15 protein-coding genes are annotated in these 17,026 nt (G+C 68.4%); 4 read left to right on the forward strand and 11 right to left on the reverse strand.

All coding sequences use genetic code 11. The features are described from left to right. Window positions 1-85 precede the first annotated feature (85 nt). Window positions 86-820, forward strand: coding sequence for a DUF1223 domain-containing protein (locus H8R02_RS08060; RefSeq protein WP_187080870.1), 735 nt, complete (start codon window positions 86-88; stop codon window positions 818-820). Here H8R02_RS08060 and H8R02_RS08065 read toward each other — a convergent pair. The 4 genes from H8R02_RS08065 to H8R02_RS08080 are packed head-to-tail and all read right to left on the reverse strand — an operon-like array spanning window position 801 to window position 4,384. Then, window positions 801-1,187 carry a hypothetical protein gene (locus H8R02_RS08065; protein WP_187080871.1) on the reverse strand — a complete coding sequence of 129 codons (387 nt, stop codon included), beginning with the start codon at window positions 1,185-1,187 and terminating at the stop codon, window positions 801-803. The genes H8R02_RS08060 and H8R02_RS08065 overlap by 20 nt on opposite strands. Before the next feature lie 48 nt (window positions 1,188-1,235). Further along, window positions 1,236-1,784: a methylated-DNA--[protein]-cysteine S-methyltransferase gene (locus H8R02_RS08070; protein ID WP_187080872.1), complete on the reverse strand. Its 549-nt coding sequence runs from the start codon at window positions 1,782-1,784 to the stop codon at window positions 1,236-1,238. Between the two features lies 1 nt (window position 1,785). Next, window positions 1,786-2,739, reverse strand: coding sequence for a glutathione S-transferase family protein (locus H8R02_RS08075; RefSeq protein ID WP_187080873.1), 954 nt, complete (start codon window positions 2,737-2,739; stop codon window positions 1,786-1,788). Between the two features lie 7 nt (window positions 2,740-2,746). After that, window positions 2,747-4,384 carry an isovaleryl-CoA dehydrogenase gene (locus H8R02_RS08080; protein ID WP_187080874.1) on the reverse strand — a complete coding sequence of 546 codons (1,638 nt, stop codon included), beginning with the start codon at window positions 4,382-4,384 and terminating at the stop codon, window positions 2,747-2,749. 67 nt (window positions 4,385-4,451) lie between these two features. On the opposite strand from H8R02_RS08080, the gene H8R02_RS08085 reads away from it, so the two are divergent. Both H8R02_RS08085 and H8R02_RS08090 read left to right on the forward strand, forming a co-directional pair. After that, window positions 4,452-5,408 carry a hypothetical protein gene (locus tag H8R02_RS08085; protein ID WP_187080875.1) on the forward strand — a complete coding sequence of 319 codons (957 nt, stop codon included), beginning with the start codon at window positions 4,452-4,454 and terminating at the stop codon, window positions 5,406-5,408. A gap of 98 nt (window positions 5,409-5,506) precedes the next feature. Continuing rightward, a complete protein-coding gene (locus H8R02_RS08090; RefSeq protein ID WP_187080876.1) occupies window positions 5,507-7,060 on the forward strand; it encodes a hypothetical protein in 1,554 nt (517 codons plus the stop codon). A gap of 3 nt (window positions 7,061-7,063) precedes the next feature. Here the strand turns inward: H8R02_RS08090 and H8R02_RS08095 are convergent, their stop codons facing one another. Genes H8R02_RS08095 through H8R02_RS08125 form a run of 7 tightly spaced genes read right to left on the reverse strand, consistent with a single transcriptional unit; the run spans window position 7,064 to window position 15,843 of the window. Beyond that, window positions 7,064-8,077, reverse strand: a complete 1,014-nt coding sequence (locus tag H8R02_RS08095; protein ID WP_187080877.1) for an NADP-dependent oxidoreductase — start codon at window positions 8,075-8,077, stop codon at window positions 7,064-7,066. 11 nt (window positions 8,078-8,088) lie between these two features. After that, on the reverse strand, window positions 8,089-8,499 hold the full coding sequence (locus tag H8R02_RS08100) for a PaaI family thioesterase (RefSeq protein ID WP_187080878.1): 411 nt from the start codon (window positions 8,497-8,499) through the stop codon (window positions 8,089-8,091). Next, a complete protein-coding gene (locus H8R02_RS08105) occupies window positions 8,500-9,288 on the reverse strand; it encodes an SDR family oxidoreductase (RefSeq protein ID WP_187080879.1) in 789 nt (262 codons plus the stop codon). Window positions 9,289-9,302: 14 nt separating this feature from the next. Beyond that, a complete protein-coding gene (locus H8R02_RS08110) occupies window positions 9,303-11,081 on the reverse strand; it encodes an acyl-CoA dehydrogenase (RefSeq protein ID WP_187080880.1) in 1,779 nt (592 codons plus the stop codon). 4 nt (window positions 11,082-11,085) lie between these two features. Next, the gene (locus H8R02_RS08115) at window positions 11,086-12,261 is read right to left on the reverse strand and encodes an acetyl-CoA C-acyltransferase (protein ID WP_187080881.1); all 1,176 of its coding nucleotides are present in this window, start codon (window positions 12,259-12,261) and stop codon (window positions 11,086-11,088) included. Then, window positions 12,258-13,739 carry a M20 family peptidase gene (locus H8R02_RS08120; protein WP_187080882.1) on the reverse strand — a complete coding sequence of 494 codons (1,482 nt, stop codon included), beginning with the start codon at window positions 13,737-13,739 and terminating at the stop codon, window positions 12,258-12,260. The genes H8R02_RS08115 and H8R02_RS08120 overlap by 4 nt, the downstream gene beginning before the upstream one ends. A 4-nt stretch (window positions 13,740-13,743) precedes the next feature. After that, on the reverse strand, window positions 13,744-15,843 hold the full coding sequence (locus H8R02_RS08125; RefSeq protein WP_187080883.1) for a 3-hydroxyacyl-CoA dehydrogenase NAD-binding domain-containing protein: 2,100 nt from the start codon (window positions 15,841-15,843) through the stop codon (window positions 13,744-13,746). Between the two features lie 241 nt (window positions 15,844-16,084). Between H8R02_RS08125 and H8R02_RS30760 the strand changes: the two genes are divergently transcribed. Next, on the forward strand, window positions 16,085-17,014 hold the full coding sequence (locus tag H8R02_RS30760; RefSeq protein WP_187080884.1) for a hypothetical protein: 930 nt from the start codon (window positions 16,085-16,087) through the stop codon (window positions 17,012-17,014). Window positions 17,015-17,026 lie beyond the last annotated feature (12 nt).

Below are 17,026 nucleotides of genomic sequence, written 5' to 3' on the forward strand. Positions count from 1 at the left end.
CTGGCGTGTCGCCCTGCCCGCCGTAAGAACGGCGGCACCCATGCGACTCACGAGGCGTACCATCAGCTTCGGAAGGAGCCGCATCATGCCCTCTTCGCCACTGTGCGCCGCCGCGCTCGCCTCGCTCGCCTGCGCCGGCGGCGCCCTCGCCGCGCCGAACACGTGCGAGGCGGTCTCCGGCGCGCAAGTCACGCCCGTCCTCGAGCTCTACACCTCCGAAGGCTGCAGCTCCTGCCCCCCGGCCGACCGCTGGCTCTCGCAGCTCAAAACCGCCGCCGCGCAGGGCCGGGTCGTGGCGCAAGCGTTCCACGTGGGCTACTGGGACTACATCGGGTGGGTGGACCGTTTCGCCGCGCCGTCGCACACCGCACGCCAGCGCGAGGTCGCCGCGAAGAACGGCCAGCGCGGCATCTACACGCCGCAGCTGGTGCGCAATGGGCAGGACTGGCGCGATTACTCGAGTGCGCTCGCGGGCCGCGGCGAGCCTTCGCAAGTGGCGATCCGCCTCGCACGGACGGATGGCGACGCATTCGAAGCCAGCGTCACTCCCTCGAATGCGCAGGCGAACTGGGCCGCGTACTGGACGGTCACCGAACACGGCCACAGCAGCAAGGTGAAAGCCGGCGAGAACGCCGGCGAATACCTGCAGCACGACTTCGTGGTGCGCCAGTACGTGCCGGTGGGGCAATACCAGGGCGTGCAGCAACTGAAGCTGCGCGCCGTCGCAGCCGAAGGCCAGCGCGCGCGGCAGGTGAACCTGGTGGTGTTCGAGCCGAAGAGCGGCAAGCCGCTGCAGGCGCTCAGCCTGGGTTGCTCGTGACCTCGGCCGCGTAGCACTCGATCACGCGCCGCAGCGCCTGCGGCATTGCGATGGCGCCGCGCAGCAGTTCCTCAAGCGCGGCCTCCACTTCGGCCATCGCGCCCCGCGAGAAGCGCAGCGTCTCGACGGCATGCGCCATCTCGTTCAGCGCGGACGCCTTGCCGCGGCGCGCGGCGCTCGTGACGGCCGCGGCGAGCCGGCTGACGCCGGGCACGTCGGCCCCGGCGACGAGGTCGGGCCGGTCCCAAAGTGCGAGCACGATGATGTTGCGGTGGGAGGCCGGCGCGAGCCAGTCCTTGTCGACGGCAGCGACGACGCGATCGATGAGGCCGTCGACGTTGACGGTTTCAGGAGAGATGGGGGACATGCGCCGATGCTAGGCGCGCCTTGTGCCATCGCGCCCCATGCAGAAGTCTCAGTCGAACAGCCCTGGCTCCTTGCCGAACTGCGCCTTCTCGATCTCCAGCATCCTCAGCTTCGTCGCGGCGCCGCCCGTTGCGGAAAAGCCACCCGAGCGGCCGCCGGCCGCCAGCACGCGATGGCAGGGGATCACCGGCGCAAAGGGGTTGTGCCCCAGTGCCTGCCCGACCGCGCGCGACGCCCCGGGCTCACCGATGGCGCGGGCCACGTCGCCGTAGGTCAGCACGCGGCCAGGCGGGATCGCGCGGGCCACCGCATAGACGCGCTGGTTGAACGCGGGGACGCCGTCCATGTCCAGCGGGATATCCGCCAGGCTGTCGTGCGCGCCTTCGAGCAGCGCCTGGATGCGGCGCACGGCGACCTGTACGAAGGCCGGGCCCGCGCCCTCCACCGCTTCCGGGAAACGCCGCTGCATCCTCGCGAGCGTCTGCTGCGGCGTCCCTTCCGGCAGCTGCACGCCCACCAGGGCCTTCGCGCTCCACGCGATGCCGCACGGGCCGATGGCCGTGTCGAACAGCCGCAAGCCGAGCGCGGGTGCCGTCATGTCACGCAGCGTCCGCCTTCCTCAGCACGTACCCGATGCGCGGGAAGTGCACGTGCACGACGCCCGTGAGCTCATGCTCCCGCTCGATCGAGTAGTGCGTGCGCGTGGCCGCGATCAGCTTGCCTTGCGTCGGCTCGGGCCCGAAGGCCTCGGCGGTGATCGTCACCTGCTCGCCCAGCGCGATGCCGTGGTCGTCCTGGAACGCGCTGTCCACCAGCAGCTTGCCGCTCGGGGGCAGCGGGTCGACGGCCTTGGCGACCTCCAGGGCCGCCGTCGAATCGAACGTCGTCATCTGCCCGTGGCCCAGCGCCTCCATGCGGTTCATCCATTCGCCCACCGCGGGCGTGGCGTTCAGGATGTCCGCCAGGACCGGCACCTGCGTGCGCGTGTACCAGATGCCGTGGTAGGCCGCGAAGTCGGCCACGCAGGGCTCGGCGCCGAAGAGGAAGTCGTGCTCGTCGGCCATGTTGGCGATGCGGCGCAGGTAGGAGCGGTAGGCCGAGGTTGCGTCCCCGGGCCGCAGGCGCGTCATGTTGGCGCTCATCGCCTTGCGGTCTTCCGCGAACGCCTTCGCCGCTTCGGGCGGCGCCTTCGCGAAGACGTGCTGCGCGCCCTTCGGCTGCAGGTTGTAGCCCATCGCGGCCCAGAAGAGCGTGGTGTCCGCCCATTGCGCGAAGATGCGGCAAACGCCCTTGAGGTGCGGCGGGTACAGCGTGGGCTCGGGGCGCAGGTGTTCCAGCACGTCGCAGATGAGCGCGGTGTCGCAGTACACGTCCGCCCCGACCTGCAGCACCGGCGTCTTGCGGTAGCCGCCCGTGAGGGCCACGACATCCGGCTTGGGCAGGATCGGCGGGATCATCACCGAGCGCCAGGGCAGCTTCTTGAAGCCGAGGATCAGGCGCACCTTCTCGGAGAACGGGGAGCTCGCGTAGTGGTGGAGGATGAGGTCGTTCATCGGGCGTCTAGTGCGGCTGCGCGCGTTGGATGATCGTGTCGAACCCGGCCGTGGCCGGCAGCGAACCGAAAGCGTAACCCCAATCGCCACCCAGGCGCGAGTCGCAGAATGCGGAGAAGACCGCCGGCGGCGCGGTCCGGCCAAGAAGCGCCGCCTGCACGGCCAGCGCCACGTCCTGCGCCAGCCGCCGCGCCTCCATCTCCGTCGCCATCGCTTCCACCCGCGCCGGCAGTGCGGCGGCCAGCCTGTCCAGCGCCGCATGCTGCCCCTTCGCGGGCGCCAGCTCGGCGGCCAGCGCCGCCGCCGCGTCGCCCTTGCGCAGCGCCCGCAGCAGGTCCAGCGCCATGATGTTGCCCGCGCCTTCCCAGATGGAGTTGAGCGGCATCTCGCGGTAGATGCGGGCCATGATGCCTTCGCCGCCCTCTTCCACGTAACCGTTGCCGCCCAGGCACTCCATCGCCTCCTGCGCGAACGCGGCGCCGCGCTTGCAGATCCAGAACTTGGCCACGGGCGTGAGCAGGCGCGCCATCGCGGCTTCGTGCGGGTCGTCCTTGCGGTCGAAGGCACGTGCAAGGCGGATGGAGAGCGCGGTGGCGGCTTCGGACTCGAGCGCAAGGTCCGCGAGCACGTTGCGCATCAGGGGCTGGTCGATGAGCTTCTTGCCGAAGGCCATGCGCTGTTGCGTGTGGTTCAGCGCGATGGAAAGCGCCTGTCGCATCAGGCCGCTGGTGCCCAGTGCGCAGTCCAGGCGCGTCATGGTGCCCATCTCCAGGATCTGCGGCACGCCGCGGCCCTCGTCGCCCACCAGCCATGCGGCCGCCTCTTCGAACTCCACTTCGGAGCTGGCGTTGGCCTTGTTGCCCAGCTTGTCCTTCAGGCGCTGGATGCGGACCGCGTTGAGCGAGCCGTCAGGCAGCACGCGCGGCAGGAACAGGCACGACAGGCCCGCGGCCGTCTGCGCGAGGATGAGGAAGGCGTCGCACATCGGCGCGGAGAAGAACCACTTGTGGCCGGTGACGCGGTAGCGCGCGCCCCAACCGTCGTTGCCGTCCGGCACGGCCTGCGTCGTGTTCGCGCGCACGTCCGAACCGCCCTGCTTCTCGGTCATGCCCATGCCCATCGTGAGGCCGGGCTTGTCCTTCCACAGTTTCAGGGCGGGGTCGTACTCGCGGCTCGCGAGCTTCGGGCTCCAGTCGCGGTAGATTGCCGCGTTGCCGCGCAGCGCGGGCGTTACCGCGTAAGTCATCGAGATGGGACACAGGATGGAGGGCTCCAGCTCGGTGAACAGCATGAAGCCGGCTGCGCGCAGGACGTGGGCCGACCCGCCACCAGCCCACGGGGCGCCGTGCAGGCCCGCGGCGACCGCGGCTTTCATCAGCTCGTGGTAGCTGGGGTGGAACTCCACCTGGTCGATGCGGTGGCCGAAGCGGTCGTGCGTGCGCAGCTGCGGCGTGTGCACGTTGGCCAGGCGGGCGTGCTGCTGCATCTCGTGCGAGCCCAGCAGCGCACCGAGGCGGGCAAGCGGGGCAATGTCGAGTTGCGGCGCGTTGTGTTCCAACGCGGCCCGCAACGCACGGTTCGTCTCGAAGACGTTGTAGTCGGCCAGCGGCTCGGGCTGGTTGAGCACTTCGTGGGTCGGGTGCATGGCGGTCTCCTCGCGCCGACTTTACGCCGGGCGGGGAACGATGCACCAGCCCGGGCCACCCAGAACCATGTCCCCGCACAAACTTGCCCCGCAGCCCTTCGTCTCTTCAGCGGAATCCAAGGTCCACATCCATCTTCCCGAACCGGCCGGCACGGGCGCGCTCGCCGGCCAGAGCCGCGTGCAGCCGCCCGGCGCCGTGCGCATGGCGGCGCCGGTCGCATTGATCGCCCGCCACGATGTGCGCGACGCGCTACTGAACGGCCGGAACCTCACGGTCGCCCTGCAGGTCGACGGTGAACAGCTCCAGGTGCGCGTGACGAACCGCCAGCTCGACATCCTGCGCGAGCGCGCGGACCTGGCGCCGGTTTACCGCGAGGACTTCGTCACGGCGTGCGAGGCCACCACCATCCGCTGGCAGGGCCCTTTCAGTGCCGAGGTCGCGGCGGCGCTTGCGATCGTCACGCACGACGGCAAGCGCGAGCACACGGAGGTCCACCACAAGCCGCCGAGCGCGCCCCTGCTGCGGCTGCTGGTCAGGGGCGGCCTGTTCGCGCCCGAGTTCGCGGACGGGATGGCACAGGCTCAGGCTCGGGCTCGGGTGGAAGCGCAGGCGCAGGAGCAGGTCCAGCCAACGGAGGTCCTGCACGCCGCGGCCGGCGCGGAGCCCGTGAGCGCCCGAGACGCGTTCACCGGCATCGCCGCATGCGCGCTGGCTGCACCGGGCATCTACTTCGATGCCAGGTTCGGGCGCCACGTCTTGCGCGCCGTGTATGTCCCGGCAACGCAGGAACTGCAATTCTCGCGCGGCATCCCGCCGCAGCACACCGAGGTCGCCGTGTGCAATTTCAGGCTGTCGCGCCGCGGCCTCGATCATGACCTCGTCGGGGTTTACCGCACAGGGTCCGACTCCGGCAGGGGGCTGCTGCGAATCGTGCGGTTGTTCGGCGTGCTGCGGCCGGACGCGCCCCCGCAGGTGAAGGCCATGGTGCTCGGGGCGACCGCGGCGGGTGCGACAGCGCAGTGACGGATCAGGGCTCACGCCAGCTTCACCACCTGCTTTCTCCCGCATAAGCCGCGCACCGACGCGGAACCACCGGCTAGGCATGGCCACCCATTCGAACCATGCAAGCCCCGACCACGAATACCTCCCGCCCCAAAGCCCCCGACCCACGTGGCGAATCCAAGGGACCGCCCGACGTGAAGGCAAGCGCGCTCGCCGGCCGCGTTCAAACCGACGATGCGCCGCTGGCGATGGCGGGGCAAGCCTCGCCCGGCCCCGCGGCCGGCGAGGGGCCGCCGCACATCGAGGACCGGCAACTGGCGGCCGCCCAGGGCGCCGCGCCGCGCACCACCTGTTGCAGCAACCCGGCGGCAACGCTCGCGGCGGCGCCACCCGTGATGTTCTGGGGCGGCCTCGGCGTGGCTGCGGGTGCCGCTGTCGGGTTCCCCTTCGGGCTGTCCTTGCCGCTGGCCGCGGTCGGCGGGTCGGCCGGCGCTTTGATCGGCTGGCGGGCAGGCGCCACCGTCGACCACGCGTACCAGGCCCTCGCGTCGGGGTTGATCGAGTACGACACCATCGAAGCGGATCGCGAGATGATGCAGTGGCCGTACCGCCCGCTCGACGCCCGCCAGGTCGAGCATCAGCTGACGACACTCTTTCGAACGGGCCTTTGCGACTGGAAGACCGGTCACCCGGAAAGGCAGGTCCAGGCCTGGCGCGACCGCACGACGCACCAGTCCGTCTGGTCGCACGACCTCTGGCGCAGCACGCAGGCAGGCGGTGAGCCGGCGCGCGCGGCGCTTGCGGTGGCCGAAGGGCTGATCGACGCGAGTCACGAGCCGGGCGCTACTTTCTGGCCGGCCGTGGCGCTTGTCGTCCTGAACGTCCACGTGGAAACCTTGGGGAAGCACGCCTTCTTCACGAGGGCGGAACTCACGAAGCTCGCGCATGGGCTTGCCGTGGCGTTGCGGCAGAACTCGTTCACGGGGCACCTTCTCGAAGGCTTCAACGACTCCTCCGACGTGGAAGTGCTCTGCGAGGCGCTGCAGGGCAGCGACCGGCCCGTGCAGCAGCGCATGGCGGCGGCGCTGCGCATCCTGTGCGCCAATACGGTCCGTTACGAAGCCTTCCTGGGCTCCGAGATGGCCGACTGCCAGGACTGCGAAGGCCTCGACATCCAGATGCTCATCGAATACCGCGAATCCCGCGCGAAGCTCAACCGGCCGTGGTACGAAGTTGCCGAGCCGGCGCAGGAGCAGGCGTTGGTATTCGAAGGCGCTGCAGCAGCCGCCGCCGCTGTCACGTGGCACATGCAGGAGCGGGCCAACCGGGGGCCCCAGCGGCGCCCGCAGCCGCGCGTGGAGACTTCCGCTGAAGCCACCCGCCGGGCGGTCATCGCCGACCGCAAGGAGCAGCAGGCATCAGCCGTCGCCCCGGTGCCGCGCCGCGACGGCGTCGCAGCTTCCGGGCCCAGCTCCCACCATGATGCATCGCGCAACAAGCGCCTGCCGAGGGAGGTGCAGGCCCTGTTCCTCAAGCTGGGGAGCAAGGGCAAGGGCCGCAAATACAGGCACATCGAAGCGGTCCGATGGCGGCAAGCCCAGGACCGCAAGAACGCGGGCTCGGCGGGCGACCCCACGTCCGTGCGGATCGTCCAGCGGTTGCCGCAGGCCTGACGCTCAGGCCAGCTTCACCACCTGCTTGCCGAAGTTCTTCCCCTTCAGCATGCCGAGGAATGCCTCGGGCGCCGCTTCGAGGCCCTCGGCGACCGACTCGCGCGGGCGGAACTTGCCGCTGCCCACCAGCATGCCCAGCTCCTTGAGCGCCTCGGGCCACACGTCCATGTGCTCGCTGACGATGAAGCCTTCGAGCTTCACGCGGTTCGTCAGCAGCAGCTGCGGGTAGGACATCGGCACCGGCTTGCCGTTGTAGCCAGCGATCATGCCGCACAGCGCGATGCGCGCGAACGAGTTGAGGCGCAGCATCACTGCGTCCATCACCATGCCGCCGACGTTCTCGAAATAGCCGTCGATGCCGTTCGGGCAAGCGTCCTTCAATGCCTTCGACAGCGAGGCGGCGTCCTCGTGCTGCTTGTAGTCGACGCACGCATCGAAGCCGATCTCCTTGACCGCGTAGTCGCACTTGTCCTTGCCGCCGGCGATGCCCACGGCGCGCAAGCCGCGCGCCTTCGCGAGCGCACCGAACGCGCTGCCCACCGCGCCGCTCGCCGCGCTCACCACGACCGTCTCGCCGGCCTTGGGCGCGATGATGCGGTTCAGGCCATACCAGGCCGTCACGCCCGGCATGCCCACAGCGCCGAGGTAGTGCGAGATCGGCACGTGCGTGGTGTCCACCTTCTGCAGGTAGCCCTTCTCGGCATCGACCACGGCGTATTCCTGCCAGCCGCCCATGCCGACCACCTTGTCGCCGACCTTGTACTTCGGCGACTTGCTCTCGACGACCTCGCCGACGGTGCCGCCCTGCATCACCTTGCCCAGCTCCTGCGGCTGCGCGTAGCTCTTGGCGTCGTTCATGCGGCCACGCATGTAAGGGTCGAGGCTCATGTAGTGGTGCTTCACGAGCACCTCGCCGTCCTTCAGCGCGGGCGTCTCCGTCGTCACGAGCTTGAAGTTGGAGACGCTGGCTTCGCCCTGCGGGCGGTTGTCCAGCAGGATCTGCTTGTTCTGGGGCATGGTGGCCTCCTTCAGTCGGTGGAAATGCGGTCGGTCCGGCGAGCGACGTACTTGAACGTGCCGGTGGCATGGGCGCACACGTCGCCGTTGGCGTCGTGGATCGCACCCTCGCAGAAAGCCATGCTGCGGGTGCGGTGCATCACGCGGCCCCTGCCCGTGAGCTGGCCCACGGCCGGGCGCATGAAGGTCGTCTTCATCTCGATGGTGACCACGCCCATGGACTCCTCGACGCTGCGCGCCGCGGTGGCCATGATCACGTCGAGGAAGGTCATCACCCCGCCGCCGTGCGTGACCTCGAAGCTGTTCATGTGCTCGGGCTTCGGGGCCCATTCGAGGTGCGAGTGGCCGTCCTTCATCTCCACCATCTCGAAGCCGAGGTGGTGAACGAAGGGGATGGTGACGCCGAAGGTTTTCGAAGCCATTCAACCCCCGGTGATCACGCTGACGCCGCCGTCCACCGCGACCCACTGGCCGGTGATGTGCTTGCCCGCGTCGGACGCGAAGAGCAGGGTGAGGCCCTTGAGGTCCTCGTCGTCGCCGAGGCGGTTGAGCGGCGCATGCGACGCGAACTCGTCCCCGTGCTCGCTGAGCACGCCCTTGGTCATCTTGCTCGGGAAGAAGCCGGGGCAGATGGCGTTGACGTTGATGCCGTGGCGGCCCCATTCACAAGCCAGCGCCTGCGTGAAGGTGACCACCGCGCCCTTCGAGGTATTGTACGCCACCATGCGCAGCTCGGGCGGGTTGCCGCCCAGGCCCGCGATGGACGAGATGTTGATGATGCGGCCGCGCTTGCGCGGGATCATGCTCGCGCGCGCGACGTGCTGCGCCAGCAGGAAATAGCCGCGCACGTTCAGGTTCATCACCTTGTCCCATGCCTCGACCGGGTGCTCCTCGGCGGGCGCGCCCCAGGTGGCGCCGGCGTTGTTGACGAGGATGTCGATGTCGCCCATGCGGGCCATCGTCTCGTCGGCAAGGCGGTGGATGTCGGCCTCCTTCGCGCAGTCGGCGGCGATCCACCGCGCGTCGATGTTGGCGGCCTGCAGTTCGGCCACGGCTTCCTCGAGCTCGCCTTCCTTGCGGGCGGAGAGCATCACTTTGGCGCCGGCCTCGCCGAGCGCGTGCGCCATCTGCAGGCCGAGGCCGCGCGAGCCGCCGGTGATGAGGGCCGTGCGGCCCTCGAGGTCGAAGAGTTGCTGGATCGTCCTTGTCATCGCTCGATTCTCTGTCAGAACGCGTCCTCGGGCATGTCCGCGCACGTGGGGTCGCGCGTTTCGACGACGCGCAGCCACGCGCCGAGCTTGGGCAGCTCGTAGTGGAAGAAATAGCGCGCGGCACGCGCCCTGCCCTCGTCGGGCTTGTCTTCGGCCAGCACCACGTCCAGCCACAGCCAGGCGATGACGAGATGCCCGAACGATTGCATGTACGGCACGGCGTTCGCGAGCGCGTCGGCCGGGTTGCCGGTGGCCCAGGCCGCCTTCGTTGCGGCGCCTACCTTTTGCAGCGCCGTCGCGAGTGCGTTGGCGTGCTCGGCGAGCTCTGGCTTCTGGATCGCGCGCTCGATGGTCGCGTTGATGCGCCCGGCGAGCAGCTGCAGGCCCTTGCCGCCTTCCATCACGACCTTGCGGCCGAGCAGATCCGTGGCCTGGATACCGTGCGTGCCCTCGTGGATCATGTTCAGGCGCTGGTCGCGCCAGTACTGCTCGACGGGGAAGTCGCGCGTGTAGCCGTAGCCGCCGTGGACCTGGATCGCCAGCGAGTTGGCTTCGAGGCAGTTCTCGCTGGGCCAGCTCTTGGCGATGGGCGTCAGCACTTCGAGCAGCAGGCGGGCTTCTTCCTTCGAGGCTTCGTCGCCGGTGTGCTGCTCGTCGACCAGGCGCGCGCAATACAGCTCCAGGGCGAGCGAGCCTTCGCAGTACGACTTCTGCGCGAGCAGCATGCGCTTGACGTCGGCATGCTCGATGATGCGCACCTGCGGTTGGCCGGGGTCCTTGCCTGCGGGCCCCACCGGGCGGCCCTGCGGCCGGTTCTTCGCGTACTCGAGCGAAGCGTAGTAGCCCGCGAAGCCAAGCATCACTGCGGCGAGCCCGACGCCGATGCGCGCCTCGTTCATCATGTGGAACATGCAGCGCAGGCCTTCGCCCGGCCGCCCCACGAGGTAGCCGACGGCGCCTTCGCGTTCGCCGAAATTCAGCAGCGTGTTGGTCGTGCCGCGCCAGCCCAGCTTGTGGTTCAGGCCCGCGAGCGCGACGTCGTTGCGCTTGCCGGTGAGGTTGCCTTCGGTGTCCACCAGCTTCTTGGGCACGATGAAGAGCGAGATGCCCTTCGTACCGGGCACGAGCTTGCCGTCCGGACCCGGGATCTTCGCCAGCACGAGGTGGATGATGTTCTCGGTGAGCTCGTGTTCGCCCGCCGAGATCCACATCTTGTTGCCTTTGAGGCGATAGCGCGGCCCGAGCGGGTCGTTCTCGTCTTCGAGCGTGGCGCGCGTGGCGACGTCGGAGAGCGACGAGCCCGCCTGCGGCTCCGACAGGCACATCGTGCCCGACCAGCGCCCGCTGAATTCGTTCAGCGCGAACACCTTCTTCTGCAGCTCGGTGCCGTGCGCCATCAGCAGGTTGGCATTGCCCACGGTGAGCATGCCGCTGCCCATCGAAGCCGAGGCGAGCGCGAAGAACGAGCTGGCGGCAGCCTCCACGGTGTACGGCAATTGCATGCCGCCGATTTCGTAGTCCTGCGCGGCGCTGAGCATGCCCGACTCGACGAAGGCCTTGTGCGCCTCGTGGGTCGCACGCGGCAGGATCACCTTCTCGCCGTCGAAGCGCGGCTCCTCGGTGTCGACGAGGCGGTTGAACGGCGCGTACTTCTCGCGCGCGATCTTCTCGCAGGTGTCGAGCACCGCGTCGAAGGTCTCGCGCGAGTGGTCGGCGAAGCGGGGGCGCTGCGCGAGTTGCCCGACCTTCAGCCAGTCGTACAGCAGGAAGTCGAGGGTCGGGCGATAAGGCATTGCGTTACAGGACTTCGAACACGCCCGCCGCGCCCATGCCGCCGCCGATGCACATCGTCACGACGACCTTCTTCGCACCGCGGCGCTTGCCTTCGATCAGCGCATGGCCCGTCAGGCGCTGGCCCGACACGCCGTACGGGTGGCCGACGGCGATGGCGCCGCCGTTGACGTTCAGGCGGTCGTCCGGGATGCCCAGCTTGTCGCGGCAATACATGACCTGCACGGCGAACGCCTCGTTCAGCTCCCACAGGTCGATGTCGGACACCTTCAGGCCCAACTTCTTCAGCACCTTGGGCACGGCGAACACGGGCCCGATGCCCATTTCGTCGGGCTCGCAGCCGGCCACCGCAAAGCCCAGGAAGCGGCCCATGGGCTTGAGGTTGTTCTTGCCGGCGTACTCCTCGCTCACGACCACGCACGCGCCGGCCCCGTCGGAGAACTGGCTGGCGTTGCCGGCCGTGATCACGCCACCCGGCAGCGCCGGCTTGATGCCGCTGATGCCTTCCTTGGTCGTGCCTTCGCGCAGGCCTTCGTCCTTGCTGACGGTCACTTCCTTCGTGATGAGGCCCATCACCGCGTCCGCGACACCGGCCTTCACCGTGATCGGCGCGATCTCGTCGTTGAACTTGCCTTCGGCCTGCGCGGCGCAGGCACGCTGCTGGCTGCGGGCGCCATAGAAGTCCATGTCGTCGCGGCTGATGTTGTAGCGCTTGGCCACCTGTTCGGCCGTCTGCAGCATCGACCAGTAGATCTCCGGCTTCTTCTCGGCCAGCGCCAGGTCGCGCAGCATGTGCTGGTTCATCTCCTGCTGCACGCACGAGATGCTCTCGACGCCGCCGGCCACGAACACGTCGCCCTCGCCCGCGATCACGCGCTGCGAGGCCATCGCAATGGTCTGCAGGCCCGACGAGCAGAAGCGGTTGACGGTAGCGCCCGACACGGTGATCGGCAGGTCCGCCATCAGCGCGATCTGGCGCGCGATGTTGGCGCCGGTCGCGCCTTCGGGGTTGGCGCAGCCCATGAGCACGTCCTCGATGGCGGCGGGGTCGACACCCGCGCGCTGCACCGCGTGCTTGACGGCGTGGCCGCCCAGCGTCGCGCCATGGGTCATGTTGAACGCGCCCTTCCAGCTCTTGGTGAGCGGCGTGCGGGCGGTGGAGACGATCAGGGCGTTGGTCATGGCGAGGGCCTTTCTTGCGAAGCGTTGCGGATGAGCTGGTGGTAGAAGCGCACGAGCTCGGCGAGGTTGGCCACGCCGATGCGCTCGTCGATGCCGTGCAGCCGCGGCAGGTCTTCCGAGGTGACGCGCACCGGGGAGAAGCGGTAGACCTGGTCGGCCACGGGGGTGAAGTGATGCGAGTCGGTGCCGGTGAGCACGAGGCCCGGCGTGACGACGATGCCCGGGAACTGCGCGCGCAGCGTACGCGCGATCAGCTGGTAGCCGCCGGCGTCGGTGCGCGACACCGGCGATGGGTCGGAGCCGCCTTCGGCCAGCGCGGCCTGCACGCCCTCGCCCCCCTTGCTGCGCACGTGCTGCAGCACCGTTTGCGCCGTGTCGCCCGGAACCATGCGGAAATTGACCGTGGCCTCGGCATTGCCGGGCAGCACGTTGTCCTTGTTGCCGCCGCCGACGATGGTGAGCGCGGTCGTCGTGCGCAGCAGCGCGTTGGTGGCGCGCGACTGCTCCAGCTTCGGCCGCACCAGCGGCTCGAAGAGCCACAGGTTCGACAGCGCCACGCGCTGGAAGCCGCCGAACTCGGGCGCGAGCGTCTCGAACATCTCGCGCGCGACGCCATGGAAAGACGCGGGCGGCTGCTCGGTGTCCAGCCGGTGCAGCACGGCGGCGAGCTGGCCGATGGCGCTCGTGCCGGGCGCCGGCGGCATCGATGAGTGCCCTGGTTGGCCGGCGGCCTTGAGGGTGACGGTCGCGTAGCCCTTTTCGGCCAGGCCGATCACGGCCACCGGCTTGTCGATGCCGGCGATGATGCCGTTCGTGATGACGGAACCTTCGTCCAGCACGAAGTCGAAGCGCAGCTTGCGCTCCTGGAACAGCTTGACGATCTGCTGCGCGCCGTTGGGGCCGTTGACCTCTTCATCATGGCCGAACGCGAAATACACCGTCTGCTTCGGCTGGAAACCGCCGGCCAGCAGCAGCTCAGCGGCTTCGAGCTGCGCGATCACGCGGCTCTTGTCGTCCCATGCGCCGCGACCCCAGATGTAGCCGTCCTTCACCTCGCCCGCAAACGGGTCCGCCTTCCAGCGCGACTCGGTACCCGGCGACACCGGCACCACGTCCTGGTGCGCCATCAGCAGGATCGGCTTGGCCTTTGCGTCGCTGCCTTGCCACGTGTAGACGAGGCTCAGGCCATTGACCGTCTCAAGCTTCAACTTCTGGTGGGCGAGCGGGAAGCGCTGCCGCAGAAGCTCGTGCAGCTTGCGGAACTCGGCTTCGTTGGCCTTCGGGTCCTCGCGGACCGAAACCGTGCGCAGCCGCACCGCCTGGGCAAGCTTGTCGGCGACTGCCTTCTCGTCGACGGCCACCGGCGGCGCAGGCGGCACGTCGAGCTGGCGCGAACCCTGGCGCACGGTATTGATCGCCACTGCCGCAACCAGCAGGGCGAGCAACGCCAGGACAGCCAGGACCGCGCGCTTCAACACGTCGTCAGTTGAACGTCTTGCCTTCGGCGGCCAGCTTCGCCAGCAGCGGCGCCGGCTCCCAGAACTTCGCGTCGTCGCGCGGGTTCTTCGCGAAGCGCTTCATGGCCTGCGCCACATTGAAGAGGCCCACCTGGTCCGCGTAGAGCATCGGGCCGCCGCGATGGATCGGGAAGCCGTAGCCCGTGATGTAGACCATATCGATGTCGCTCGCGCGGGCGGCGATGCCCTCTTCCACGATGCGCGCGCCTTCGTTCACGAGCGCGAACACGAGGCGCTGCACGATCTCCTCATCGCTGATCTTGCGTGGCTCGATCCCCAGCGACTTGCGGTGCTCGACGATCATCTCCTCGACCAGCTTGGACGGGATCGCGTCGCGCTTGCCTTCCTTGTAGTCGTACCAGCCGGCGCCGGTCTTCTGGCCGAAGCGGCCCAGCTCGCACAGCTTGTCGGCGGTGCGGCTGTAGATCATGTTCGGGCGCTCGGCCGCGCGGCGCTTGCGAATGGCCCAGCCGATGTCGTTGCCCGCGAGGTCGCCCATGCGGAACGGGCCCATCGCGAAGCCGAACTTCTCGATGGCCTTGTCCACCTGCTGCGGCGTGGCGCCTTCGTCCAGCAGGAAGCCCGCTTGCCGGCTGTACTGCTCGATCATGCGGTTGCCGATGAAGCCGTCGCACACGCCGGAGACCACGGCGGTCTTCTTGATCTTCTTCGCGACGGTCATCACCGTGGCCATCACGTCCTTGCCGGTCTTGTCGCCGCGCACCACTTCCAGCAGCTTCATCACGTTGGCCGGGCTGAAGAAGTGCAGGCCGACCACGTCCTGCGGGCGCTTGGTGAAGGACGCGATCTTGTTCACGTCGAGCGTCGAGGTGTTGGAAGCGAGGATCGCGCCTTGCTTCATCACGGAGTCGAGCGTCTCGAACACCTTCTGCTTGACGCCCATCTCCTCGAACACGGCCTCGATCACGAGGTCGGCGTCGGCGATGTCCTTGTAGTCCAGCGTCGTCTTGAGCAGCGACATGCGCGTGTCGTACTTGTCCTGCTTGAGCTTGCCCTTCTTGACCTGCGCCTCGTAGTTCTTGCGGATCGTCGCGACGCCGCGGTCGATGGCCTCCTGCTTCATCTCCAGCATCGTCACGGGGATGCCGGCGTTCAGGAAGTTCATCGTGATGCCGCCGCCCATGGTGCCGGCACCGATGACGGCCACCTTCTCGATCTTGCGCTGCGGCGTGTCTTCCGGCACGTCGGGGATCTTGCTCGCGGCGCGCTCGGACACGAACAGGTGGCGCAGCGCGCGCGACTCCGGCGTGAGCATGAGGTTCATGAAGATCTCGCGCTCGGTCGCCAACGCGTCGTCGAACTTCTTCTTCGTGGCGTTCTCCACCGCGTCCACGCATTTGGCCGGCGCCGGGAAGTTTTTCGCCATGCCCTTGACCATGTTGCGCGCGAACTGGAAGTACGCGTCGCCCATCGGGTGCTTGCATGGCAGGTCGCGCACGCGCGGGTGCGTCTTGTTGCCCGCCACTTCACGCGCATAGGCCAGCGCCTCTTCGGCCAGCGACTCGGGCGACTTCGCCATCCGGTCGAACAGCTTCTGGCCCGGCAGCATGGCGAGCATCTCGCTCTTGACCGGCTCGCCACTCACGATCATGTTGAGCGCGGGCTCGACACCCAGCACGCGCGGCAGGCGCACCGTGCCGCCGGCGCCGGGGATCAGGCCCAGCTTCACTTCGGGCAGTGCAATGCTCGTGCCGGGCGCGGCGATGCGATAGTGGCAGCCCAGCGCCAGCTCGAGGCCGCCGCCCATGGCAACCGAATGGATGGCCGCAACGACCGGCTTGGTGGAGTTTTCCACCGCGGCAATCACAGACAGAAGGTTCGGTTCCGCCGACGCCTTGGCCGTGCCGAACTCCTTGATGTCCGCCCCGCCCGAGAACGCCTTGCCGGCGCCGGTGATCACGATCGCTTTCACAGCCGGGTCCGCTGCCGCCTGCTCCAGGCCCTGCGCAATGCCTTGCCGCACCGCGTAGCCCAGGCCGTTGACCGGCGGGTTGCTCATCGTGATCACGGCCACGTCGCCGTGCACCTTGTATTCAGCCGTCATGGCGGTTCCTTTGAAGAAAGAAAAAGAACGGTCGTTCGCTTTCGCGGATTCTAGGGGGGAGCGCGGCTGCGCCGAATTTCATTTGTCGCAGCGGGGACAAGAGTGACGGTCTATCACCAAGAGGCGCGGATTGCCAGCGCGACCGTGACAAATTCGCCGCTTCGCTCCGATCGGGGGAACGGGTCCTCCCGTTGCGTGACTCAGCACCTGAAGACATCAACTCCCGGAGATCGAAATGCCAGTGAGTCCCATCGCCCATCGCGTCACGCAGGTCGCGGAACAGGTCGCGCCCCCGACCGGCCCGAACACAGCCCAGGCCGCGGAGGTGGCTGAAGCCCCGGCGCACGACGCGCCGGCCGGCCCGCCCAACCTGAACCTGTCGGCTGCGGTCCGTAACAGGCCGGGCGTCAACAGCACCCAGGCGTTCTGGGCCAAGGTGAACGCTTCGGATTCTCACGCGAACGAGGCTACGCCGGCCGCGCAGCCGCTTCTGCCTCCTGCGACCGCAGCTGCCGTGCCGGTTGCCCCGCCGGTGGCCGCAGTGCAAGCCCAGCCCGCCGGAACGGCGCGCAAGCTGCTGGGCATGCTCTCGAAGTTTGGAAGCGCAATTGCCGGCATCTTCCGCAAACCGCAAACCCCGGCTGCCCCGCCACCCGAGCTGAACGACGTGAACTATCCAATGGACCACACGCTCAAGTCCGAGGCCAATCGCACGAAGTTCGAGGCGTACCTGAAAAAGGAATTCAGCTCCGAGAACCTGGAGTTCCAGAAAGATTGCGCCGGCCTCGCCGCGCTTCCACGCGCCGAGCGCGCAGAAAGGGCACGTGAGCTCGTCGAGAAGTACATCGTGCAGGGCGCCGCGGACCAGATCAACATCCCCGCTGGCACCCGTGAAAAGATCGAGAGCGCTGTCAAAGCCAAGAACGACATCGCCTTGCTCAAGGCACTCGGGCAGGCTCAGGTGGACATCAACACGCTCGTGAGGCGCGACTCGTACCCTCGATTTCTGAAGGAGACCTACAAGGGGGACCAAAGGCCTGAAGCTTCACCCGACATTGCCGTCTGGCCTGCCAAACTGCACGAAGCCATCCCGATGATCCTCGCGCGAGACAGGCTCCAGGAAGAGCGAGCGGCCCAGGCGGGACGTCGCGCGCAGGTTGCCGGAGGGTGACGACAGGGTGCT

It is taken from the genome of Ramlibacter albus, assembly GCF_014297445.1.
GTDB classification, from domain to species: domain Bacteria; phylum Pseudomonadota; class Gammaproteobacteria; order Burkholderiales; family Burkholderiaceae_C; genus Ramlibacter; species Ramlibacter albus.